This is a genomic window from Myxococcales bacterium (genome assembly GCA_022563535.1).
Classification (GTDB): Bacteria; Myxococcota_A; UBA9160; order UBA9160; family UBA4427; genus DUBZ01.
Genome location: JADFNE010000036.1, coordinates 21000 through 44383 on the forward strand (window position 1 = coordinate 21000; position 23384 = coordinate 44383).

Sequence of the window (23384 nt, forward strand, 5' to 3'; positions counted from 1 at the left end):
AAAGGCATTTCGACAGTCTAAATTGAAGAACCCAGACCGGAGTCGGGGCTTTTATTGGCTCGACTCAATGGTTTCCCGGGCTTCTACCCCGGTTCCCCGTCAACACGGAGACGTCGTGCACACGGTCACCACGTTCGACATGCACCAGATGCTGCGGGATTTGGACGGCGACCGTTCCCGACTCGCCTCGTTGGCAAACTCGGTCGTCGGCGAGGTTCCGCACCATATCCGGACCATGCGCACGAATCTCAGCGCGGGGCGACTCGACGGTCTCGAGTTCTCGGCCCGATACATGGGAATGTTGTTTGACAGCCTGCTCGCCCAGGACGCGTCGGATGCGGCAAGAGACCTCGAGAGCGCTGCGCGCCGGCGTCACGACAGCGAATCCAAATTCGCCTTTGCAACCCTCGAGAACGAGATCGACGTCCTGTTGAGTTTGCTGGCCGAACTCCGCTAAGAGCGTTGCTGAAGCGTTCGTAGGTTACTTTTTCTTTTCCGGCTTGGGTGCGAACCCGATGCTCTCCACCTCTACGACGCCGTCTTCTAAGGCGGCGTCAACTTTGCTCTGATGACCATTACAGCGAACGGCCGCCAATACGTCGGCTTCTACTGCAGCGAGTCGTTCGAGCGTCACGGCGTTTCCGACCAGGGTGAGGTTTTCGACTTCGCGGCCCAGTGAGACTTCGTTGTCGGCCTTGCACTTGTTGATTGCGGCGAGCGCCGCCACGGCGAGCGCAAAGCTCTGGGGATCGCGAGGGCTCGCCACGGACTCGAAGTCCGTCGCTGCGGGCCACGCTGCCCGATGGATCGAGGCCTCACCCGTCTCTTCGGCAAAGGTCCACGACCAAATCTCTTCCGTGATGTACGGCATCACCGGAGCGAGCAGGCGCAGCAACACGTTGAAACCCAGGCGAAGTGCGGCAACCGCCGAACCGCTCTCGGCGACTCGATCGCCCTGCACTCCGTCTTCGAACCAACGCGCCCGCGGTTTGGCGAGTTCAAGATAGGTATCTGTGAAATGAGTCCAGAAGAAACTCTCGGTCTCCTGCAGGCCATGAGCAAAATTCCAATCTTCGTACTGACCCGTCACCCGCTCGACCAACTGCGCGAGTTCGACCACGAAGGCCCGATCGAGTTCGCACGAGATGGGATGGACTTCACCGGTCTGCGACAGGACAAACTTGCCCGCGTTGTAGAGCTTGGTGACCAGTCGCTTGCCGATCTTCCAGACCTTCTCGTCGAAGGCGGTATCGACACCGAGCCGAGCACTCGCCGCCCAATAACGGCCCGCGTCGGTGGTGTATTTTTCGAGCAACGGAATCGGGGTCATGATGTTCCCGACACTCTTGCTCATCTTCTTGCGGTCGGGATCGAGGATCCAACCCGAGATCATCACGTGTTCCCAGGGCAGGACGTCTTCGTGGAGCATTCCCTTGGCAATTGTATAGAAGGCCCAGGTGCGAATGATTTCGTGGGCCTGGGGGCGAACGTCCGCCGGAAACAGCTTGGCGTGACGCTCTTCGTCGAGGCCCCAGTGGGAGCTGATCTGGGGAGTGAGTGAGCTAGTGAACCAGGTGTCGAAGATATCGGCTTCACCGACAAAGCCCCCGGGTTGGTCGCGCTGGGATTCTTCGTATCCAGGAGCGGTGTCGATCATCGGATCGACTGGCAGGCTCGCGCGCTCGGCCACGATCGGTTCTTCGTAGTTCGGCTCGCCGTTCTCGTCCAGGGGATACCAGACGGGAATCGACACCCCGAAATAGCGCTGGCGGCTCAGGCACCAGTCCTGATTGAGATTTTCGGTCCAATCGCGATAGCGGTTTTCCATGTGGGGCGGGTGCCATTTGATCGCAGCGCCATTTCTGAGCATCGCCTCTTTCTTGTCGACCAGACGCGCAAACCACTGCCGGGTCGAAAGGTATTCGAGCGGACGATCGCCCTTCTCATAGAACTTCACAGGATGTTGAATCGCTTCGGGCTCGCTGGTGAGCGGCGCACCGTTGCCCGTCGCGCTACCCGCTGGATCGCGCAACAACTCGACGATTCTTTTCTGGGCTTGCTTGACGTTCTTGCCCGCAATTTCGCCGTAGTACTGATTGGCCGCTTCGGGATCGAGGCTCTCAAATTCGGGGGTGCCGAAGGTCACGGGTTCGAGTCGCCCGCTCATCGAAACGATCTGGCGCAGGGACAGGCTCTTTTCCCGCCACCACACGACATCCGTCGCATCGCCGAAGGTGCACACCATCAAAATGCCGGTTCCCTTTTCAGGATCGGCCAATTCACTCGCAAAGATTGGCACCGGAGCGCGGAACAGAGGCGTGACCGCACGCTTGCCAAAGAGATCTTTGTAGCGATCGTCGTCGGGGTGGGCCGTAACTCCGACGCATGCGGGAAGCAGTTCGGGGCGGGTCGTCGCGATCGTAAAGCTCGCTTCGCTTCCCTCGACGCCAAATTCCAGCTGGTGGTAGGCACCTGCGAGATCCCGATCCACCACCTCTGCCTGGGCAACCGCGCACTGGAAGTCGACATCCCACATCGTGGGGGCTTTGTCGGTATAGACTTCGTTCTTCGCGTAGAGATCGAGGAATGAGAACTGCGCAATCTCGCGACAGTGGTCGTCGATCGTCTGGTATTCCTGCCTCCAATCCACCGACAGCGCGAGGCGGCGCCACAGCGCGCGGTAGTACTCTTCGTCTTCGTTGATCAGGCCGTAACAGGTTTCGATGAAGTTGCGGCGCGAGATCAGGCGCGCGGGTTTCTTCCGCTGCTTGGCGTTCGCCTCTTCGAGTTTCAGACCCTCTTCATAGGGCGACTTTGGATCGCAGCGAACATGGTAATAGTTCTGTACGCGCCGCTCGGTGGGCAGACCATTGTCGTCCCATCCCATCGGGTAAAAGACGTTCATGCCCGTCATGCGCTTGTAGCGCGCAATCACATCGGTGTGGGTATAGGAAAAAACGTGACCCACGTGCAGAGAACCGGACGCAGTCGGGGGCGGGGTATCGATGACGAAAGTTTCGTTGCGCGGACGATCTGGGTCCCAGTGATAGACCCCGCGTTCTTCCCATTCTGCGATCCAGCGCTTTTCAACGTCTTCGGATTCGAAGTGCTTGCTGAGCTTGGCTGGATCGATCGAGCGCACTCGCCTGGGCCGGCTGTTTTCACTATCGCGATCATCGAGGTGGTTGGCCATCTGCTTCTCGTCGTGAATCCCGTGTTCGAGCCCTTTGCGCAATGGACACCACCGCCCTGAGCGAAAGGTTGCTCAATATAGAACACGCCCCGATGACTGCCTCCCAATGGGATAAATCGCTAGACGCTTCCCCTGCATTCACCCCTCTCCGAGCCGGCGCGACCATCCGATGGATTCGCATGTTCTGGAAGCGTGAAACACCCAAACCCGCGACCCGACCCCAGCTGCGCATGAGTTCAGATGGCTCTTCGCCAGTCTCGGCGGAGGCGAGTCTCGACGCCTTGGCGGAGTTTCTGCGCAGCTTCGGCAAAGGGGCCTTCGACCTCGAAACCAAGAGCGCCGTACAGGTGCAGGAACGCTGCGAGGCCTGGGCGCGCCATCTTCTGGTCGGGGTAGAGCCTCCAGACTATCCGGCCGAAGCCGACGATTGGGAACCCGGGGCCGACGCTCCCAGAGACCTGCAGGGTCTGCGGCGCTTCATGGCCGATACCCGGCAGGAAGAACACAGCTTCATCGGTCGAAGATTGAGCAACATGCTCGAGGCGATCTGGACTTTCATCGCGGGCATGCGTCAAGCCCTGGTCTTCGAACAGCAGACCGACGAACAGGTTGCCCACAGGCTGCGGCGACTGGAGAGCGCCGCCCGGGGAAACTCGACGGAACAGCTGAAGCGGGAAGCCCTCGAAACGGTCAGCATGCTGCGCCAGTGCATGCAGGACCGTGGAGCGCACCAGCAGGCCCTGGTCGAGAACCTCGGCACCAGACTCGAGACGCTGCGAAGCGAACTCACCGTCGTGCGCGAACAGGCGGCCTGCGACGGTTTGACGGGGCTCTACAATCGGGCCTCGTTGGACGAGCATCTCGAGCGAATCGTCGACCTGCGCAATCTGTTCGGGCGCGAGTCGACGCTTTTCATGATCGACATCGATCACTTCAAATGGGTAAACGACACCCACGGCCATCCGGCTGGAGACACGGTCCTGCGCGAGGTGGCGAACTGCCTGGCAAATTGCTTCTCGAGAACGGAAGATTTTGTCGCCCGCTACGGGGGCGAGGAGTTCGTGGTGGTCCTGCAGGAGGGCCGGGCAGGAGATCACCTCGACGCTCAGCGAGCGCTGCCTCCTGCGCCTGCGAGACCTCGTGTTCGATATTGGCGAGGAGAATCTGCGCATCTCGGCTTCCCTCGGGGTATCGGTCCTCCACATGCAAGAATCAGCGGCTGCTTGGCTCGAACGCGCAGACCAGGCCCTTTACGAGGCCAAGGAATCGGGGCGAGACCAGGTAGTCGTGCATGCAGACGATCGCGTTTGAAAGCCGCCCCCTCGCAGTCCATTGAGGAGTCTGCAGCTGGATTTTGTCAATCTCTTGCGGGGGTTCGAGTGGACGCCTATGGTCCCGCGGCTTCTCCGAGGGCTCGCCAGCCGAGACTCCCGGAACTGACAAGAGACTCCGAACAGCTTCGGATGTCCTCTATTGGATATTAGATAATCCCGCATCAGAGGTCTGAGACAGAAACCTGATTCGGAACAGCGGAGTGCCAGATGGCCAAGACATCTCAGATTTTCCGGGACAACAAGCGCAAGAAGTTGATCAAGAAGTATGCCGCGAGACGCGCTGAGCTTCGCGCCAAATTGAAGGACCCCAACGTTTCCGTCGAAGAGAAGCTCGAGGTTCAGGATCAATTTGCAAAGCTCCCGCGCAATTCTTGCCCGACCAGGCTCAATCGTCGCTGTGAGGTTACGGGGCGCTCGAAGTCCTTCTACCGAAAGTTCGGCATTTCTCGCATCGCGCTCCGCGAACTTGCCCTGCGCGGCCAACTCCCCGGCGTTCGCAAGTCCAGCTGGTAGACCGCCGGAATAGATCGGCGGCGGTAGCACCCATCACTTTTGCCGACCCCCTCGGCCAGGAAGAGAACAATGAAGTCCGAAATTCATCCCGACTATCACACCGTCATCTTTGTGGACTCTGCCACGGGTAACGAGTGGACGAGCCGCTCCACCATGACCTCCAAAGAAACGCGAGAAGTCGACGGCGAACAGATTCCCGTGGTCAAGCTCGAAATTTCTTCGGTTAGCCATCCCTTCTGGACTGGCACCATGCGCGAGCTGGACGCGGACGGAAAGATCGATCGCTTCCGCAGGCGGTACGGCGGCAAGAAGAAGAGCTGATTGGGGGCGCAGGAGCATTCCTGCGTCAGGTTTGAGCGTTAGCTCGTCGATCCCGCGCTAGTTCCGCAGCCGCTTCATCACGCGACGCTTCAGTCGCTGACCCTCGTCGGCGAGATCTTTTTCCGCCGTCTTGATCAAATACGAATCGAGTCCACCCTTCTTCTGCACCGTGCGCAGAGCCCGCACCGATACGTTCAGCGAGATATCGCAGCCGAGCAGCTCCGAAGTGAACTTGACCTTCTGAATGTTGGGATGGAAGGTGCGCCGAGTCCTGCGCTTGGAGTGGGAGACATTGTTCCCGAACTGAACTTTCTTTCCGGTAAGCGCGCACTGACCCATGATGGAATTCCCTTGCGGTCCTAAACGACCAGGGCTGAGTGACCTGGGCGGGGACGGTATCGGTCGAACGGCCGCGACCGCGGCCCTTGAACTCCCCGATTGGAACTCCCCGATATCAAAACAGAATTGCTGGAGAGCCCAATAGCGAGGGCAATGGATAGCGACTGGCCGGGATCTGGTCAACCGCCCGTCTCGAGCAGGTCCGAGAGGCAGGGCGAGGGCGCCCGGTGACCGTCACCACCGGGTGCCCAGCAGAACAACCACCGCCGCTAGTGGGATACCAGAATGGCCTCTTTCCGGACCGGCAGGATCCGCGATGCCATCTCGCTCTTGAGCTGGTCGAGTTCGCTGCGGGCCGCATCGCGCCGGGCCTGGTCGCGAAAGCCGCGCAGCTGGTCGCGCAGGTCACTGCCACCCATTTCGTAATCCAGCTCGCTCTCGGCGTCCATTCGCTCGATCTGTTCTCGCACGCCTTCGAGAGCTTCCATTTCGGCCTCGACCGAGAGTCCCTCCATGGCGGACTGCAGCCGGCGGCGGGCCTTCGCGTTGGCGAGGGTCGCGAGCATGCGGCCCTTCTCTCTCACCAGCGAGCGAATCTCTTCGCGGAAACGAACCAGATTGGCTTTGGATTCGTCAGCCTGGGTGCGCACGACGCCGAGTTCCTTTTCAGCGCGCTCGAGGTCTTCGAACAGGACCTGTTTGCGCGCGATCAGGGTCAGACACGCGTCCTCGTCACCGCGGGTGAGCGAGCGGCGGGTTTCGTCGTGCAACCGCGCAATTTCGGCCCGGCGCTCGCTGATCTCGGAGTTGAGCTTGCTTCGCATGTAGAGGATGCCCGCAACGGCATCCTTGAGTTCGCGGTACTGCTTCAGGCGCCCGCGAATGGCCTGTTCGTAGATTGCTTCGGGGCTCTCGAATTCGCGGTCGCGAACCCATACCGCAAACCAGCCCTGGATCAGACTTCGCAGTCGACTGAACATGCTCGAGGGTTTCGTTCCACTCATTGGTTGTCTCCTTTCGTTGATCGACTCTCGGGCGCGGGAGTTCGTTTTGCGGCTTGCTGTTCCGAGCGCAGATCGAGATCTCGGATTTTCTGTTGGAGGCTCTGCCGCACCATCCCGATATCTCGGGCGGTCTGGGACACGTTGCCGTCGTTCTTGCTGAGGGCACTCGCCAGAAACTCGCGCTCGAAATCGTCGATCATTTGCTTCTTGGCTTCCGCAAAGGTGGCGTCGTCTTTCAAGCTGCTCATCCCTGCGCTCGCGTCTCTGCGAACGGGACTCGCTCCGAGCTGCAGGTCGGCCTCATCAATTTCTTCACCACTCGAGAGCACCGAGGCCTGTTCCAGAACATTGCGCAGTTCGCGGACATTGCCGGGCCAGGAGTGTTCGAGCAGCCGAGACATCGCCAGAGGAGAAAGGGTCTTCTTGTCGCGATCCAGACGCTCGGCGACCTGGCGCAGAAAGCGATCGCATAGAGAGGGGAGATCTTCGCTGCGCTCTCGCAGCGGCGGAAGTTCGACCTGCACCACTTTGAGCCGGTAGTAGAGATCTTCTCGGAAGCGACCTTCTTTTACTTCTTCTTCGAGATTGCGATGGGTCGCTGCGACCACCCGAACGTCGACCTCGACGTTCTGGCTACCCCCGACACGTTCGAAGCTTCGTTCCTGGAGAACGCGCAACACTTTGGCTTGGGTCTCCGCTGCCATGTCCCCAATCTCGTCGAGAAAAATGGTGCCACCGTCGGCCAACTCGAAGCGCCCCTCGCGTTGCTTGTCCGCACCAGTGAATGCACCTTTTTCGTGACCGAAGAGTTCACTCTCGATGAGTTCCCGATTGATCGCGGCACAGTTGACCGCCACAAAGGGGCGATTGCGCCGCCCGCTCGTGTTGTGGATCGCCTGGGCGACGAGTTCCTTGCCCGTTCCGCTTTCGCCTCGAATCAAGACAGTGAGATCCGTCTCGGCCACCTTCTGGATCGTCTCATAGACACGCCGCATGCCGGAACTGGTGCCGATGAGGTTTTCGAAACCGAATTCGCGTTGAACGCGTTCGAGCAGCAGTCGGTGTTCGCGCTCGAGGCGATAGCGATCGAGGGCCCGGCGCACCACCACGCGGATTTCGTCGTTGTCGAACGGTTTGGGGATATAGTCCTCGGCCCCGGCCTTCATTGCATCGACAGCGATCTTTTCGGAACCGTGCGCCGTGATCATGACCACGGCAGTTTCAGCGCGCAGACCCTTGGCAAATTCGAGAACATCCATCCCACTGGCTCCGCGCCCCAGCGCCAGATCGGTCAGAACCAGATCGAATGGTTTGGCTTCGAGGGCCGCCATGGCAACTTCGCCATTTTCTGCCAACTCGACCTCATAGCCCTCGCGGTTCAGCAACCCATTGAGGGCGACGCGAATGGCGTGTTCGTCTTCGACGACCAGGATTCGGGGTTTCACGCGCGCCCTCCCAACGGATCGCCGTTGCCGCCGTCCATCTGTTTGGGAAAGACCAGCACGAACTCGGCGCCCTCACCCGGTTGGCCAGCGACCTCGATACTGCCCTGGTGTGCGTCGACGAGCTTCTTGGTGATCGCGAGACCCAGCCCCGTACCCCCGCTCTTGGAGGTGTAGAACGGTGCGAAGATCTGGTCCCGGGTCTCGGCATCGATCCCGAACCCGTTGTCGCGGATCTTGACCCACACTTCACTGCCAGCGAGGTTCTCCCCCATCGAGACTTCGATCACGGGTTCATCGACTTGGGCATCTGCTAGCGCATCAAAGGCGTTGCCCACCAGGTTGATCATCACCCGGCGCAACTTTTCGGCGTCACCCCGCATGGCACCCTCGCAGTCGAACACACGCCTGATTTCTACTTGCTCTCGTTCACCGCGCTCGCGGAACGTTTCGAGTGCCGAATCGAGAACGTCACGCATGAGGATCCGGTTCTTGCGGACCTCTTCATCTCGGCCAAAGCGCAGCAGGTGCGAGATCGAGCGCTCCACCCGCTCGAGTTCGGCCAACGCCACCTGGGCGTACTCTTCATTGTCTACGGCCTCGGGATCTTCTCGCATTTGTTGCAGAAGACTCTTGGCTGCCGTTATTGGATTGCGAATCTCGTGGGCGATGGAAGCCGAGAGGACTTCGAGGGAATGCGAATGTTCGTCTGCCAGTTTCCGGCGTTCCTGGCTGAGGTTGGCGTGGATGTGTCTACTTACCTGATCTTCGACGAGTCGCTCACGCAGACGCGGCTCAATGGTCATCGCGAACAGCCGGCGGCCATACTTTGCGGCCCAGAAGATTGCAGCCACGAAGCCGAGCGGGGGGATCACTACCAGCAGGAGCAAAACGATCACGGCCCGCTTGCCCGCGCGGAGAAACAACTCGGCGCGATCCTCCGCAAACATTCGCGCGTCGCGGTACAGGTGTTCCTCGCGGCTCAGAAGCTTTGGGGCGTCGTCGTCGAGTGCATATCGCGAGTCGTCGTTTTCGAATTCATATTCGTCTTCGTAGTTTCGCCCGTGACGATGCTTGCGGTGGCGTTTTTGTGAACGCGTTTTTTTGCGAAGATCGCTCCACCTCGATTTCGAGTGACTCGACATCTGCGCGTCCTCCTGCAGGGAGCTGCACCCTGCGGCCTCAAGAGTATCGAGAATTGCAAGGTCATGTCGCGGTGCGTTCTTCATGAAATCGTTCACGGAATGATTCATGCAGTCGTTCATACTTGTGGCTCCCGGGCTTCGTGCGTCTTTGGGAAGGTCAGAAGAAACTCCGTTCCCGAGTCCGGGGCCGCATGGACCTGCATGCTGCCGCCATGGGATTCCACCACCTTCTTCGAGAGTGCGAGACCCAGGCCGGTCCCGTCCGCCTTGGTGCTGTAGAACGGGTCGAAGATTCTCTTTCGCACCTCGTCACTCATCCCCGGGCCATTGTCCCGGATCCGGAACCAGACTTCGGTGGCTGCTAGGTTCTCTCCAGCCATGATGACAATACACGGTGTCGGAGTCGCCGCATCTTCGAGCGCATCGATCGCGTTGCCGACCAGGTTCACCAGCACCCGGCGAAGTTTTTCGATATCTCCGCGCATCGTGCAAGGCGCTGACACCTCCACGTCGACGCCAATACCGATCGCATCGATCCGATCTTGTACCGACGCGACCACAGATTGGATGATTTCAGGAAGCGACATCCGCTCGAAACGAAACTCTTCGTCGCGAGCGTATTTGAGCAGATGCGAGATCGAGCGTTCGACCCGGTCGAGTTCTTCCAGAGCGATCCGGGCAAATTGAACATTCTCACTCGAGCCAGGATCCTCTCCCATCTGCTGAACGAGACTCTTGGCGGCGGTCACCGGGTTGCGGATCTCGTGAGCGATGGATGCCGATAGATCTTCGAGGGAGCGGGCGTTGGCGTTCTCTGCTGCGTGCAGACGGTCGGCTCCCCGTTCGGCGTGACGATCCATTTCTTCGGCAATCCAGCGGCCGCGAAGCATGGGCGCCAGAATGGCCGCCACGTAGTGAATCGACAGGCCGATCCCCCAGGCCAGGGCGACGATCACGGTCGCACGCACGCTGCGGGAACTCACGAGAATCAGCGTGAGGACCGAGCCGTAGGCAACGAGGTGGATGAGCCAACCGATCTTCCGATTTGCCCGGCGGCGCGCCGCCCGATAGCGGCGCTCCTCAGGCGTCAGATTGCGCTTCTTTCGCTTGAGCATCCCCTTCCAACCGGGCCGACGCGAAGGTCTGAAGTCGCGATCTCGGTGTGACTCTTCACCGCCTCCCCAGCGCCGATGCCTTCGCTGCTTCATCCCCCGACCCTCCATCGACAACGCCGCATCCGCCCTCCACATTTGCGAAACGCCACCGACATCCAAACGGTGCATCTGATTCCAGCCGGTCATCATGCCCCTACCAAAAGCAATCCCCATGCCGAAACCCAAACCCTCGCAAAATCAACCCCTTACCACCCCACTCCCCCCGCTCCCCCGCAGCCCCCACCCGACACCTGCAGCCCCCAACCTGCACCCAAAACCCCCGCGCGCAAGGGGGATCTCACCGCACACCACCCCAGCGGCGCACGGAGACCACACCCCAACAGCCTCAATCAAAGGAATTGCGCCCAGCAGCCTGAGCGCAGGAATTGTTCCGCACAGCAGCCCAGCGGCGCACGGAGACCACAGCCCTGAGCGCAGGAATTACCGCACAGCAGCCCAGCGGCGCACGGAGACCACAGCCCTGAGCGCAGGAATTGAGCCCTGCTCAATTCCGAAAAAAGGAGGGGCGCCCGGGCAACATCACCTCAGCGCCCGGGCGCCTCAACTGTCCTTTGTCTGGATGCGCGCGAGTTCTGGTCGCAGCCTCGGGGAGAGGCTGGGGGTAGAACCCTTGCCGCTGACGCAGTGCTCGCCAGCCCGAGTGGCCCAAAGTCCGGCAATCGAAGACGATCGACCGAACTCCCTTCCCAGGATATGCCATTGCTCCAACCCGTCCCGAGATCTACACGATAACGTGTCAGACCAAAACTCGGTTGTCTCAATGACTACGGCCACCTGGGCCAACGATCAAAAGCGCCAAATCCAGCAACGGGTCGGACAGCAGACCCGCATCCTCAGAATACGCTCGGCTCGCTTCGAAGGTCAATCACTATCTCGCGGCGCTGCCGAAATGATAAAGTGAATCACTACGGGACCTTTTTTGTCTCGTTGCTATCATGCCCGCAGCCGTTCTCGGTTTACGTTCAACATGCCGTTCTGATTTCTGAAGAGCATTAATTCGGGAACATAAACGCGATGTTGCACATCAGTACACGAGTTCGATGTGGAATTGGTCCAAAGCAGGGGCTGTGGTGTCGCAGCTTGCCAAGGACCCAGATTATGCGAAGTAGCATGGCGCATTGCCGAAGGAGCAGAGTAGACCTAGATGAGCCAGATCAATGCCGAGCAGAGGCGCGCGCACTACCAGGCGGGACAGGCCGTCGTATGCATCACGTTGTTCGGCGCGAGAGTGATCAAAAACATCGCGATTTCGAAAAATCCGGACGACACCTCGGGTTTCGAAACCTACTCGCGGCTACCCGTCCCTCTTTCGTGTAGACCCCCCACCCATCGGCGCGGAGAAGATCGCAGACCCATCGCGGTCGAAGGAATCGTAGACGGGCACGGCGTACTCGCCTATTCGGGCTTGGCCGCGGTCTACGAATGCCTGCGGGCAGTCGGAGAATCTGAAGAGTTCGATTACCGCGACGCCGACCACGCGGCCCGCGAAGGGTTGTCCAAGCTCGCCAGCAGCATCGGCTTGGAACGTCCGAGTGATCACTTTTACGAAGAGTACTGGAATGAAGCCCTGCGGCTGCTCGAGACCCATTGGGAGACCGTAGAGCGCGTCGCGGAAGCCCTCGTCATACACCAGACGCTGAACGGCAATCGAGTGGACGAGTTGATCCTGGGCGATGACAATCCGTAACGCCGAGAGCGTCATCCACGATCGCGTCACAACACCTTTACAACACCTTCACAACAGCATGATCAAAATGAGAAATGGCCATCGGATCGAATCCGACGGCCATTCTTGAATTGACGTCTTGATTAAACGAACTGCTCTGATCGCACAGCGGAAACTTACTGGCGCGCCCGGCACGACTCGAACGTGCGACCCTCGGCTCCGCAAGCCGATGCTCTATCCATCTGAGCTACGGGCGCGTAAATTTTTCTGGATCCCAATTTAGCGGCGCCGCAGTCTAGCCCACGTTTGCGCCGATTTGACGCCGAATTGAATGTCTGGCGGGATCGTGGCGGAGAGAGTGGGATTCGAACCCACGGTACCTTGCAGTACACACGCTTTCCAAGCGTGCGCCTTAAGCCGCTCGGCCATCTCTCCGTTTGTTGATTGCCTCGACTGATCCCGCTACTTCCTGTTTCTATCTCTACCTACTTCTCTTTTTATAATTACTGCAGTCTCTACTTCTGGAGCTCTGGCGGAGAGGGAGGGATTCGAACCCTCGATAGGCTTCCACCTATACACCCTTAGCAGGGGCGCGCTTTCAGCCGCTCAGCCACCTCTCCGCGCGCGAGACGATAACGTACCGAGCCCGTCCGGGATGTCGAAGTCCGCCGAATTTATCGGGAATTTGGCTGTCCGCCCGTACTTCGCGCAGCACCGTCGGGCGCTCGGGCTCACTGTCGAGTGGCGGAGAGGGAGGGATTCGAACCCTCGAGGGACGTGAATCCCTGCCGGTTTTCAAGACCGGTGCATTCAACCGCTCTGCCACCTCTCCGCGCAGAAATCTTGAGTGGCTAGACCGTATCTCGGGCCGGGCTTATTCAGCAACCCGGATTGAACCCGTCGCCAGCAAGCGTCCCGGTGAAGAACGGAGCGAAAATCCCGCTCTCGCGGCGACTCCCGTCATCCCTGCTCAGGTAGAAGCGCGGGCTCGGCTGTAGACCTGGAGCATTTCCCCGTTCTCACACACCACCACCGTTGCCCGCCAGTTTTCCAAAGCGTGATCCGCCTCTTGCTGGCCGATGAGTTCCACGAGGTGTGCGAAGTCGCTGGTCCGCAGCCGCTCGTACTCCTTCCTTACTTGAACCCGGTACCAATCGGAGCGGTCCAACACACTGACTTCGGCGAAGCCCGCTTCGCGCAGGGTCGCGTCCTGGCCGCGAACGGTCTCCATCGCGTAGGTGAGACCCTCCATCTCGAACCAGTACTTCATCTCCTCGCTGTACTCTCCCTCGCTCTTCATCCAGTCGTAGCAGCTGAAGGTTCCGCCGGGTTTCAGCACGCGAAGAATCTCTCGGAAGATGCCGATCTTGTCGGCGATCTGGGTCACGCCGCCGGAACTCATGACGAGGTCGAAGGAGTTGTCGTCGAATGTCAGTGCTCCAGCTTTCACGACCTGAAAGTCGGTTCGATCGCTGATGCCCAGCTTTGCTGCACGACTGCGCGCCCGCTCGATCAACGGAGCTTCGAGATCCGTGGCCACCACATGGGCTCTGTACTTCCCCGCCACGATGCAGGCCGGCCCGCCGATCCCACAACCCAGGTCGAGCACGCGCCGGCCCTCGAGATTGAGGCCCTCGACCATCTTCGCAACATTGCCCTCGCCGCCGGGAGCCATGAAACCCTCGCCCCAGATCCACTCCAACATTGCGACCGTCGAGTCGTGGTACTCAATTTGGTGTTCCATGATTCGTACGAACTCCATCTCGTCTGGGTTCGCTATTGTGGCAGAAACGTCTGGACGACGCTCCAGTAAATGAAGAGGCGGGTAGCGCAATGGACACCTTGGAAAAAAACCAGAAAGCATTCACAGATCAGTCCCAGGGTTTCTCCCTCGACGGACAAACGTACGCAGATGCAGAAGGACTCGCCTGGATGCTCAAGGATCTCCCCGTATCCCTCGACGCGCAGGTTCTCGACATTGCGACGGGAACCGGTGAGTTCGCCCGGGCATTGGCGCCCCACGTCGAAAAGGTGATCGGGCTCGACGCGACAGACGCAATGCTGGAGCAGGGGAAGAAGTTCATCGAACAGGCTGGGATAGACAATATAATATTTCAGCAGGGAGTGGTACAGGAACTCCCCTTCGAGGACGAGACCTTCGACATCGTCTCATCGCGCTACGCGTTTCACCACTTTGCGGATCCGAAGCCCGTGATCTCGGAGATGGTCCGGGTCTGCAAGACGGGGGGCCACGTCATCATTGTCGACATCGTCGTTCCCGACTCATCGACCGCCGCTGAGTACCATTACCACGAGTGGCTCTGTGACCCGTCCCACACGCGATGTCTCGAGGCCGATGAATTCCAGACCTACTTTCGGCTCTTCGGGTTGGAGGTCGTGTCTACACGAACTCGGGCTCTTCCGGAGGAACTCGTCGAGTGGATGGACTTTTCTCTCACGGAGAAGAATCGCCGTGAGGAGATCATCCGCGCCGTGCGAGCCGAACTGGCTGGCGGCCCGAAGACCGGGCTAACTCCGAGCGAAGAGGACTCCGTTCTCATGTTCCAGCAGGTCGATCTGTCGATCGTCGGGCGCAAGCTGTAACCGCCTCTACGCGCTGGGACGCCACGCGCGCAGCGAGAGCGCGGCTGCAACGAACAAGCCGGGAGTCAACAGGAGCGACAGGAAGCGTGGGCGACCCACGTTGAGGGTGACAAACACCCGGTCGCCGAAAATCATCATGATGACCTCGATGCGCCCCCCCCAGTCGTACAACGAGAGGATTCCGTGGGCGAGCCAGACCGCCAGGGAAACGAGCAGTATCGTTGCGACGACACTAAAAAGGCGCTTCATCAATCCACCTGGTCATCCGAGCCAAGCCCGCACGCGGCTCGAGCAGATCGGGAAACGGTTGGGTGTCAGAATGATTGGGACGGGTAGTCAGCGGCATCCATGGATCGTCCTCACGGGTGTAATCGGGCGGGAATGAATATTGCGAATCCGGCCAACCGACGCCTCGAAAGATCGGGGGCTGAGGTTCATCTGCTTTGTCCCCGGGGGCGATGCCCTGAGAGCCCGTATAATTGATGGCACTCACGTCCGGATCGCCTGTCCGGAGCATCCGGACTCGTGGGATAGATGCACGAGGATGCCGGCGGAAATATGCATCAAAACGGATACAAAATTGCTACACAATTCCGTTCTTCCGTTAATTTGTTGAGGATCCTAAATATGACACCGTCTCCGACGAACTGAATCAAATAGTTACGATCTCGCAAAATAACTCTTGTTGATTAGTCTGAACAGCGAGACACTGCGGTCCACCAAAGGCAGGCAAGGAGCGATTGATTGACGGTGACCGGCTACAACGGGATCGACAATAAACGGCGGGGTGGCTACTGTGGCCGCACCGGTACCGTGCTCGATCCTACCAGTGCTCGATCCGTCGTTGTTGGTCCGGGGGGATCACAAGGCACCGGGCATGATCACATGCGCGATTGGCGAGAGCCTCGCGCTCCCACCCCGGTTCAGTTCGTACATCTGTCCGCCCTAAGGTAAATCGGGCGGGAAGAGTCCGAAACTATCGAATATCGAACGCACGCGAGGTGCATTCGCGCTGCTGGGAAACTCGATGTGGCTAGAAGTAACACTGGCCCGTCGCGACAACAATTGAAAGGTTCGGGGAGAATTTCATGAGGAGATCGAAGCGCCCTCTCGCGGGGCTGTTGGCCTTGGGAGTTCTATTGCTCCCCTTTTCGGCATACGCCGAGGCAATGCTGGAATTAGCGGTAGGGTCCCAACGCGAAGCGTTTGACAACGCCGTAGAGATCCGCGGCACGGCGAACACCGAGCTGGCCGAATCGCAGGTACGCATCGAGGTTCTCAGCGACAAAACTGACGCGCTTCTCACTCAGTATCAGTCTGCGGTGCGACAACACGAGTCGTTGACCATTTACAACCGTCAGCTGGATGCGCTGATCGAAGCGCAGGAAGTCGAGCGTTTGTCGCTCGTGGATCAGGTTGATCGGATTGAACTCGTGAGTCGGGACGTGACGCCGCTGATGCTGAGAATGATCGAGGCGCTGGATGTCTTCGTAGCGCTCGACATACCGTTCCTCGAGGAAGAGCGCTCAGACCGGATCCTCGATCTCCGCAAGCTGATGATTCGCGCAGACGTAACCGAAGCCGAGAAGTATCGCCGCATCATGGAGGCCTATCAGATCGAGAACGAATACGGCCGCACAATCGAAGCCTACCGCTCGACACACGCCAGCGGTGACAAGGAGGTGACCGTCAACTTCCTGCGCGTCGGACGCATCGCACTTGTCTATCAAACGCTCGACGAGTCCAAAGCAGGGGTTTGGAATCAGAAAATGCGGCGCTGGGAGCCGCTAGAGGGGAGCTTCCGTACAGCGATTCGACAGGGCTTGCGCATCGCGCGCAAGCAAGTCGCCCCAGATCTAATCGGGCTCCCGCTACCGGCGCCGGAAAAGGGAGATAGCTGATGCGGTTGCAATGTCAGATGCTGATCGGAAGAGGTGCCCTGGTGGCACTGTTGACACTCACCTTCTTTGTTACTGCGGCAGGGGCCCAGGAGCCGACCAACGGGATCAAGGTCGAAGCGAGTTCGCTCGACGAACTGCTGGACATGGTAAAGACGGGCTTCCGCCTCGAGCGTGAAGCCACCCAGAAGCGCGAGACAATCTTCGTGCAGGCGAAGGATCTGCAGGAAGAACTGCTCCGGGAGATCGAGGGCCGGGTCGCGACCGAAGAGGCTCGCGCCGAGCGACTGGAGACGACGTTCGCGATCAACGAAGAGAATCTCGCGAAGCTCGAGGACAACCTCGAACAACGACTCGGAACCATGGGCGAGCTGTTCGGCGTGGTCCGCCAGGTCGCGGGCGACATGCAGGCCCACGTCTGGGAATCAGTGACGAGTTCGCAGCTCCCGGACCGCGAGAAACTGCTCGAGAGACTCGGCCGAGGCAAGGAACTCCCGAAGACGGACGATCTCGAGAAGCTCTGGTTCGAGCTTCAGCGCGAGATGACCGAGCAGGGGAAGATCGTAAGCTACACGACCAACGTGCTCACGATGGACGGCGACGAGCACCCGCGCGAGGTAGTCCGCGCGGGTGTGTTCTCGGTCATTTCGGATGACAAGTACCTGGTCTGGGACCCGGATATCCAGAAGGTCCGCGAACTGAGCCGCCAGCCCCCGACGCGCTACCTCCAGACCGTAGGTCCGTACCAGGACAACACGGGTGAAGGCTTCACTCTCCTCGCGGTCGATCCGTCGCGCGGCTCGCTGCTCAACGCTCTGCTCGATTCCCCGAGCCCGACGGAGCGAGTCCAACAGGGCGGCTATGTCGGTTACGCAATCATTGTGATCGGCATCTTCGCGGGGGTGGTAGGAATCTCGAAATTGGTGACGCTGTCCCAGACGAACCGCAAGGTGAAGGCCCAACGCCTCCGCAACGACGCGAACCCGGACAACCCATTGGGTCGCGTGCTCCAGGTCTACGCGCAAAACCCGACGCTCGACCCCGAGGCCCTCGAGTTGCGGCTCGACCAGCAGGTGATCGAAGAGGCGGACCAACTGGACCACAACATGTGGATCGTGCGCGTGGTCTCCGTGGTCGCGCCGCTCATGGGCCTGCTCGGTACCGTGACCGGAATGATCAAGACCTTTCAAGCGATCACAATGTTTGGAGCCGGCGACCCGAAGATGATGGCGGGAGGCATCTCGGAAGCACTGGTCACGACCATGTTGGGACTCATCACGGCCGCGCCGCTCGTGCTGCTCTACGCGTTCATCTCGACCAGCCGCAAGCGGATCCTCGCGGTTCTGATGGGTCAGAGCGCCGGCCTGGTAGCGATGCGGATCGAAGAGCCCAATGTCTGAGATCGAGGCATATGCGGCGGTCCGCGACTTCGTTGAGACCGGGGGCGACGTGCTCCTTGTCATCGGAGTGGTGACCTTCTGGATGTGGATATTGATCCTAGAGCGCTACTGGTTCTTCTTCTGGGTTCACCCCGGGTCCGCAGATCAGGTTCAGCTAGAATGGGACGCGCGCGAGGACCATAAGAGCTGGGGCGCCCACAAGATTCGGCTACTGCTCCTCACGGACGTGGATATCGAACTCCAGCGCGGGCTTCAGATTATTGTGTCGCTGGTAGCGCTGTGCCCGATGCTGGGGCTGCTGGGAACCGTCACCGGCATGATCGAGGTGTTCGACGTAATGGCGAGTTCCGGCAGCGGAAATGTGCGCGGTATGGCCGGAGGCATTTCAAAGGCGACACTGCCGACAATGGCGGGAATGATGGCGGCGCTCTCCGGGCTGGTTTTCAGCGTTCAGCTCGAGCGTCGCGCGAAAAAAGAAGGCCGGCTGATGTCGGATCGACTGATCACCACGCACGTTTGAGCACTACACAGAGCTCGATAAAGTTCGTACAGCGAAGGCCCGAAGGAGAGACTCGATAGATGCGGATGAACATGAACCAATTCGACGACGATAATGAAAACGAGGTGGATCTCACGCCGATGCTCGACGTCGTGTTCATCATGCTGATCTTCTTCATCGTGACGGCTTCCTTCGTGAAGGAGTCCGGGATCGAGGTCAACAAGCCGAACGCGGTGACGGCCGAGCGCAAGGAAAAGGGCAACATCCTCGTAGCGATTTCAGCGGACAACCAAATCTGGATCGACCGACGCCAGGTCGACCCGCGGGCGTTGCGGGCGAACATCGAGCGCATGCACGCGGAAAACCCGAATGGCGCCGTTGTGATCCAGGCTGACACCGAGAGCAAGAACGGGTTGCTCGTCCTGGTGATGGACGCGGCACGCCAGGCAGGCGTGAAGAGCGTGTCGATCGCCGCCGAAGTGGTTGAGTAGGTGCATGGCAATTCGACTTCTTTCAGTGACGATGGTGGCAGCGGCCATCACTTTTTCGCTCTTCTGGGCTATGCAGGCGCTAGTTGGAGTCGCTTGGGAGGCGATCGAAGCAAAGCCAGCACTCTCGATAGACTTTGTCCGGTTAAAGCGCGATACCTCGGCCGAGACAAAGAAGCGCGAGATCCCGGACCGGAAGAAGCCCGAAGCGCCGCCGCCGCCGCCGCAGATCAGCGTCACCGAGAACCTGAACCCCGACGATACGGCGGGCATGATCGTTCCCATGATCGAAGGCACACTCGATCTGGCGATTGCCGACCTGGGTACCGGGGGCTCCGACCGCGATGTGGTACCGCTGGTGCGCATCAAACCCCAGTACCCGATGAGCGCGAAGCAGCGCGGCATCGAGGGCTGGGTCGAACTCATGTACACGATCACGAAGGCAGGCACGGTCAAGGACATCAGAGTTACCGCCTCCCATCCTGGATCGATCTTCAACAAGTCTGCAGTTCAGGCTGTGAGTAAGTGGAAGTACAATGCCAAAGTCGAGCAGGGAGTCGCAGTAGAGCGACCCGGTGTCCGGCAGCGAATCAAGTTCCAGCTACCGAGGTGACAAGATGAAGCGGTGGACCCTATCTCTGATTTCCTGCGCTTCGATTCTGGCATTGCTTTTGATCGCCACTCCATCGATCGCCGAGGATGAGCTCGACCTCGAAGCCATAGGCGAGGAACGTGCTGAGAAGCGCGAGCGGTACAAGATACGCAAGCTCACCCAGGAGCGTCTCAACCCCGTAACCGAGTTCATCGAGGATGGGCAGTACGACGACGCCCGCATCAAGCTCGAAAAAATGAAGTTCAAACGCTTGAACGCGAATGAGCTGGCGTCCACGTACAAGTTCCTGGCATACGCCCATATGGGGCTGGAGCAACAAGGGAGGGCCGTTGGGTTCTTCGAAAAGGTGCTCGAGCAAGAAATCGTGCCCGTCCCTGACGAGGCCATCATTCGCTTCACCATCACGCAGATCCACGCGGGGAACCAAAATTGGGAGAAGGTCGAGAAATCCCTGCACGAATGGTTCAAATACGTAGACAAATCAAAGCTGAACGGAAACGGCCATTTCCTGCTCTCCATCTCGCACTACCGGCGCGACCAGTTCGACAAGGCGCTGGTTCCCGCGCTGAAGGCCCTGGAACTTTCAGGTAAGAAACCGCAAGAGCGCTTTCTGCAGTTGGTCGCCGCACTTTACCTTCAGACGGAGGACTACAGCAGCAGCATTCCCATCCTCGAGTCGCTGCTGACCAACTATCCAAAGAAGCAGTACTGGATACAACTCGCACTCATCTACGGCGCCGAAGGAGATTACGGAGGCGCCCTGCGCATCCAGCAACTTGCGTACACGCAGAATCTGCTCACCAAAAATGACGAGCTGCGCCGACTGGCGCGCACTCTCCTATACCATCAGCTGCCCTACTCGGCGGCTCAGGTGCTCGAGCGCGGCCTCGAAGAAAACCAGATCGAGATGGACCGCGATGTGCTCGAGCTTCTCGGGAACTCGTGGATCGCGGCCCGGGAGTACGAAAGATCCCTCGGTCCGCTCCAGCGGGCGGCAGACATGGCGGATGACGGAAGCCTCTACCTGCGCCTCGGGCAGGTCCGTGTACAGCGCGAGGACTGGACGGAGGCGACGGCGCTCATTGAGAAGGCACTCAAGAAGGGCGGCCTCGAAGATGAGGGCAGGGCGCAGTTGCTCCTCGGGATCTCGCACTACAGCGATGACCACACCGAGAGTGCGCGCTCGGCTTTTCTGCTGGCGCAAAAGCATGAATCGAGCCGGAAAGACGCAAAGGCGTGGCTGGACCACATCGCCCGCCAAATCCGCGAGGAAGGCTGACATCCATCGGCCTCATTTGTTGAGCTGCCGGCCTCACTTGAGCTGCCGGCACCCATTGAGCTGACACCGTCAGCGCAGCAGCGCGTCGATATCTCGCTTCATCACGCCGTTCAGGATGATGGACCGCATGATTTCGGAAGTTCCCTCCCAGATACGGTCTACGCGTGTGTCCCGAAACAGACGCTCAACGGCGTAGTCGCAGCAGTAGCCGCGACCGCCGAAGGCCTGCACGGCGCGGTCCGCCACGCGATGCGCCATTTCTGATGCGTAGAGCTTGGCCATCGACGCCTTCGTATGCAGCTCCTTCACGTTGCACACGCCGGCGTCCTCCTCCCAAGCGGTCTTGTACGTCATGAGCCTGGCTGCGTAGAGTTCGGTCGCCGAGTCGGCCAACATCCAACCGATCCCCTGGTGCTCGTAGAGCTTCTTGCCGAAGGTCTCGCGTTCCCCACACCACGCCTTCATTTCCTCCATCAGGCGCTGGCCGGCTCCGACGCAGCGTGCGGCAATGTGCAGGCGCTCTTCGCGAAACCACGCCTTGCTGATCGAGTCGGCTTCGCCGAGTCCGCCGAGCATTTGCTCTTTCGACACCGCGCAGTCTTCGAAGACCATTTCGACATGCTCGTCCTCGGTGCGGTTCATGAAACGGGGTTGTCGCGTGATCCGCATCCCCGGCGTGCCGTGGTCGACGAGAAAGAGCGTCTCCTCGCCAGGTGCAGTAACTGTGTGAACGATGACGGCGATCCCCTTCTCGCCTCCGGTCACGAACCACTTCTCGCCGTTGATGACGTACTGGTCTCCCTGCTTGACCGCGCGCGTCTGGAGGTTGCTGGTGTCCGATCCGGCGCCGGGCTCGGTGACCGCGTACGATGCGGTCCACAACCCTGCCAGAGCCGGCTCGAGGTACTTTTTTCGCTGCGCCTCGTTGCAATACAAAAGGGCGTTGTAGGGGCCGCCTACGTAGCCCCAGAGGTGATTGGTTGCGCGCCCGGCCTGCTCCTGCACGATCACCTGCGCGAGTACGGAGGAACCGAGTCCGCCCAGTTTCTCCGGGATGTTCATCGGCCACAGGCCGTCCCGACAGGCGCGCTCGCGAATGGTTGCGCGTGCGTCGTCGGAGATGCGTGAGTGCTCGTCCACTTCGAGCTCGCGCGGGATGAGTTCCTCGTTGGTGAAGCGTCGGGCGGTTTCTTGTAGCAGCTTCAGCTCGTCGGACAACTCGAAGTTCATGGCATCAGCTCCTTCTCTTTTTCAGGCCAATTTTCTGAGTCCGATTCGTCGCCCTGGTTGGCCTTGGGTACGACCAGCGCATCGACTACCACCGCTCGATCTGGCAGTGCAACGAGTGGATTGACATCGATCTCACGGATGCAATCTCCCAGATCACTAGCGAGCGCCGCAAGCGAAAGCGCCGCCTGAACGATCGCCTTGATGTCTGCGGGGGGGCGACCGCGCACGCCGTTCAGAAGGGGCGCCCCGCGCAGACTAGCGAGCGCTTCACTGACCTCGGCGGATGTGACCGGCAGCGGCAGCATCCGGAAGTCCTTGAGCACCTCGACGAAGATACCGCCGGTTGCAATGGTGAGCATCGGCCCGAATTGCGCGTCGAACACCAGGCCGAGGAGCAGTTCGCAGCCGTCGGGAATCATCTCCTGGACGAGCACTCGGGGTCCAAGCCGTGCTTCGAAGTCCCGATACACGGCCTCGAGCTCGTCCGGATCCGCCACCCCTAGATGCACACCGCGCCGCTCCGTCTTGTGCAGGTCACCCGCAGCCGTCTTCAGTGCGATTGGATAGCCGATCTCCGCTGCGGCACGCAGAGCATCATCGAGGGTCGTCACGGCGTGCTCTCGCGTCGTCGTCAGCCCGTAGGCGCTCAGCAGCTCTTTGCTCGCGTGTTCGTCGAGGGCGTCTGTCGTGCCCTCGAGCTGCCGACGCAGGGCATCGAGATGCTTTGGCGGCTTCACCCGCTCCTCGCTCGTTCGAGCTAGCCGCTGCGCTCGAGTGCGTTGGAACTCTGCGTATTCGACGACGTGGCGAACGGCGCGCAGCCCCGTCTCGGTTCCCATCAGTACCGGGATTCCGATCTCGCGCAGTCGACTCGACTGGACCGCACTCGCTGACGAACTCGCGTGTACCAGAAAGGCCAGCGGATTTTGTAGGCGCCCCTGCACCGCTTCCGCGATCTCGATATTCGACGGCTCTTCGTCGTCCATTGGCCACAGGTCGACTGCAAACAACGTCAGGCCGGTCGCGGGGTCGGCGTCCAGCGCGAGCACGCTCTCGGTGAAAATCTCGTTGGACCCGTTCCCGGTCCCCCAGGCGTCGAGCGGGTTGATCGGGTCGAGACCCGGATCGAGGACGGCCGCCAGCCGGGCCTCGGTCGCTTCGTTGATCGCGGCGAATTCGACGCCTTCTGTTTCAGCCAGATCGACCATGTGCGCCCGCTGGCCCCCCGAGTCGAGGATCGC

General features: G+C 60.0%; 22 protein-coding genes and 4 tRNA genes. 12 read left to right on the forward strand and 14 right to left on the reverse strand.

The genetic code is table 11. The annotated features are described in order from the left end of the window. The first annotated feature begins 115 nt into the window (after positions 1-115). Entirely contained in the window at positions 116-457 is a 342-nt protein-coding gene (locus IH881_12340; GenBank protein MCH7868478.1) for a hypothetical protein, read from the forward strand. Between the two features lie 24 nt (positions 458-481). On the opposite strand, the gene valS is transcribed toward IH881_12340, so the two are convergent. Further along, entirely contained in the window at positions 482-3193 is a 2712-nt protein-coding gene (gene valS / locus IH881_12345) for a valine--tRNA ligase (GenBank protein MCH7868479.1), read from the reverse strand. A gap of 179 nt (positions 3194-3372) precedes the next feature. On the opposite strand from valS, the gene IH881_12350 reads away from it, so the two are divergent. The 3 genes from IH881_12350 to IH881_12360 all read left to right on the forward strand — a co-directional run bounded on the left by IH881_12350 (position 3373) and on the right by IH881_12360 (position 5361). Then, the gene (locus IH881_12350) at positions 3373-4677 is read left to right on the forward strand and encodes a diguanylate cyclase (GenBank protein ID MCH7868480.1); all 1305 of its coding nucleotides are present in this window, start codon (positions 3373-3375) and stop codon (positions 4675-4677) included. Positions 4678-4734: 57 nt separating this feature from the next. Next, positions 4735-5040 (forward strand): 30S ribosomal protein S14, encoded by a 306-nt coding sequence (gene rpsN / locus IH881_12355; protein ID MCH7868481.1) that lies wholly within the window; start codon positions 4735-4737, stop codon positions 5038-5040. Positions 5041-5109: 69 nt separating this feature from the next. After that, entirely contained in the window at positions 5110-5361 is a 252-nt protein-coding gene (locus tag IH881_12360) for a type B 50S ribosomal protein L31 (GenBank protein ID MCH7868482.1), read from the forward strand. A gap of 57 nt (positions 5362-5418) precedes the next feature. Here IH881_12360 and rpmB read toward each other — a convergent pair whose 3' ends face one another. From rpmB to IH881_12385, 5 genes are all read right to left on the reverse strand, one after another. Then, positions 5419-5703 (reverse strand): 50S ribosomal protein L28, encoded by a 285-nt coding sequence (gene rpmB / locus IH881_12365; protein ID MCH7868483.1) that lies wholly within the window; start codon positions 5701-5703, stop codon positions 5419-5421. Between the two features lie 266 nt (positions 5704-5969). Further along, the gene (locus IH881_12370) at positions 5970-6704 is read right to left on the reverse strand and encodes a PspA/IM30 family protein (GenBank protein ID MCH7868484.1); all 735 of its coding nucleotides are present in this window, start codon (positions 6702-6704) and stop codon (positions 5970-5972) included. Continuing rightward, positions 6701-8149 (reverse strand): sigma-54-dependent Fis family transcriptional regulator, encoded by a 1449-nt coding sequence (locus IH881_12375; protein ID MCH7868485.1) that lies wholly within the window; start codon positions 8147-8149, stop codon positions 6701-6703. The genes IH881_12370 and IH881_12375 overlap by 4 nt, the downstream gene beginning before the upstream one ends. Continuing rightward, positions 8146-9291 carry a HAMP domain-containing histidine kinase gene (locus IH881_12380; GenBank protein MCH7868486.1) on the reverse strand — a complete coding sequence of 382 codons (1146 nt, stop codon included), beginning with the start codon at positions 9289-9291 and terminating at the stop codon, positions 8146-8148. Before IH881_12380 ends, IH881_12375 begins: the two co-directional genes overlap by 4 nt. Positions 9292-9407: 116 nt before the next feature. Then, positions 9408-10499, reverse strand: coding sequence for a HAMP domain-containing histidine kinase (locus tag IH881_12385; protein MCH7868487.1), 1092 nt, complete (start codon positions 10497-10499; stop codon positions 9408-9410). A 1111-nt stretch (positions 10500-11610) separates the two neighbouring features. Here IH881_12385 and IH881_12390 point away from each other — a divergent pair. Beyond that, entirely contained in the window at positions 11611-12153 is a 543-nt protein-coding gene (locus IH881_12390; GenBank protein MCH7868488.1) for a hypothetical protein, read from the forward strand. A gap of 159 nt (positions 12154-12312) precedes the next feature. Here the strand turns inward: IH881_12390 and IH881_12395 are convergent. The 5 genes from IH881_12395 to IH881_12415 form a co-directional block, all read right to left on the reverse strand. Continuing rightward, positions 12313-12389, reverse strand: a tRNA-Arg gene (locus tag IH881_12395). A 90-nt stretch (positions 12390-12479) separates the two neighbouring features. Further along, positions 12480-12567, reverse strand: a tRNA-Ser gene (locus IH881_12400). A 95-nt stretch (positions 12568-12662) separates the two neighbouring features. Then, positions 12663-12752, reverse strand: a tRNA-Ser gene (locus tag IH881_12405). Between the two features lie 122 nt (positions 12753-12874). Beyond that, positions 12875-12964 (reverse strand) — tRNA-Ser (locus tag IH881_12410). Between the two features lie 138 nt (positions 12965-13102). Continuing rightward, the gene (locus tag IH881_12415) at positions 13103-13876 is read right to left on the reverse strand and encodes a methyltransferase domain-containing protein (GenBank protein MCH7868489.1); all 774 of its coding nucleotides are present in this window, start codon (positions 13874-13876) and stop codon (positions 13103-13105) included. Positions 13877-13965: 89 nt separating this feature from the next. On the opposite strand from IH881_12415, the gene IH881_12420 reads away from it, so the two are divergent. Further along, the gene (locus IH881_12420) at positions 13966-14736 is read left to right on the forward strand and encodes a methyltransferase domain-containing protein (protein ID MCH7868490.1); all 771 of its coding nucleotides are present in this window, start codon (positions 13966-13968) and stop codon (positions 14734-14736) included. A 6-nt stretch (positions 14737-14742) separates the two neighbouring features. On the opposite strand, the gene IH881_12425 is transcribed toward IH881_12420, so the two are convergent. Then, positions 14743-14985, reverse strand: coding sequence for a hypothetical protein (locus IH881_12425; GenBank protein MCH7868491.1), 243 nt, complete (start codon positions 14983-14985; stop codon positions 14743-14745). Between the two features lie 839 nt (positions 14986-15824). Here IH881_12425 and IH881_12430 point away from each other — a divergent pair. The 6 genes from IH881_12430 to IH881_12455 are packed head-to-tail and all read left to right on the forward strand — an operon-like array spanning position 15825 to position 20913. Next, complete coding sequence (locus IH881_12430) at positions 15825-16637, forward strand: DUF3450 domain-containing protein (protein MCH7868492.1); 813 nt, start codon at positions 15825-15827, stop codon at positions 16635-16637. Then, positions 16637-18034, forward strand: a complete 1398-nt coding sequence (locus IH881_12435; GenBank protein MCH7868493.1) for a MotA/TolQ/ExbB proton channel family protein — start codon at positions 16637-16639, stop codon at positions 18032-18034. The genes IH881_12430 and IH881_12435 overlap by 1 nt, the downstream gene beginning before the upstream one ends. Then, positions 18027-18554 carry a MotA/TolQ/ExbB proton channel family protein gene (locus IH881_12440; GenBank protein ID MCH7868494.1) on the forward strand — a complete coding sequence of 176 codons (528 nt, stop codon included), beginning with the start codon at positions 18027-18029 and terminating at the stop codon, positions 18552-18554. The genes IH881_12435 and IH881_12440 overlap by 8 nt, the downstream gene beginning before the upstream one ends. A 59-nt stretch (positions 18555-18613) precedes the next feature. Then, positions 18614-19024 carry a biopolymer transporter ExbD gene (locus tag IH881_12445; GenBank protein ID MCH7868495.1) on the forward strand — a complete coding sequence of 137 codons (411 nt, stop codon included), beginning with the start codon at positions 18614-18616 and terminating at the stop codon, positions 19022-19024. A 4-nt stretch (positions 19025-19028) separates the two neighbouring features. Beyond that, positions 19029-19634, forward strand: coding sequence for an energy transducer TonB (locus tag IH881_12450; GenBank protein MCH7868496.1), 606 nt, complete (start codon positions 19029-19031; stop codon positions 19632-19634). Between the two features lie 4 nt (positions 19635-19638). Then, a complete protein-coding gene (locus tag IH881_12455) occupies positions 19639-20913 on the forward strand; it encodes a tetratricopeptide repeat protein (GenBank protein MCH7868497.1) in 1275 nt (424 codons plus the stop codon). Positions 20914-20982: 69 nt separating this feature from the next. On the opposite strand, the gene IH881_12460 is transcribed toward IH881_12455, so the two are convergent. Beyond that, on the reverse strand, positions 20983-22143 hold the full coding sequence (locus IH881_12460; protein ID MCH7868498.1) for an acyl-CoA/acyl-ACP dehydrogenase: 1161 nt from the start codon (positions 22141-22143) through the stop codon (positions 20983-20985). Next, positions 22140-23384 (reverse strand): acetate--CoA ligase family protein (locus IH881_12465; protein ID MCH7868499.1); only part of this gene is annotated, 1245 nt, incomplete at its 5' end. The genes IH881_12460 and IH881_12465, both read right to left, overlap by 4 nt.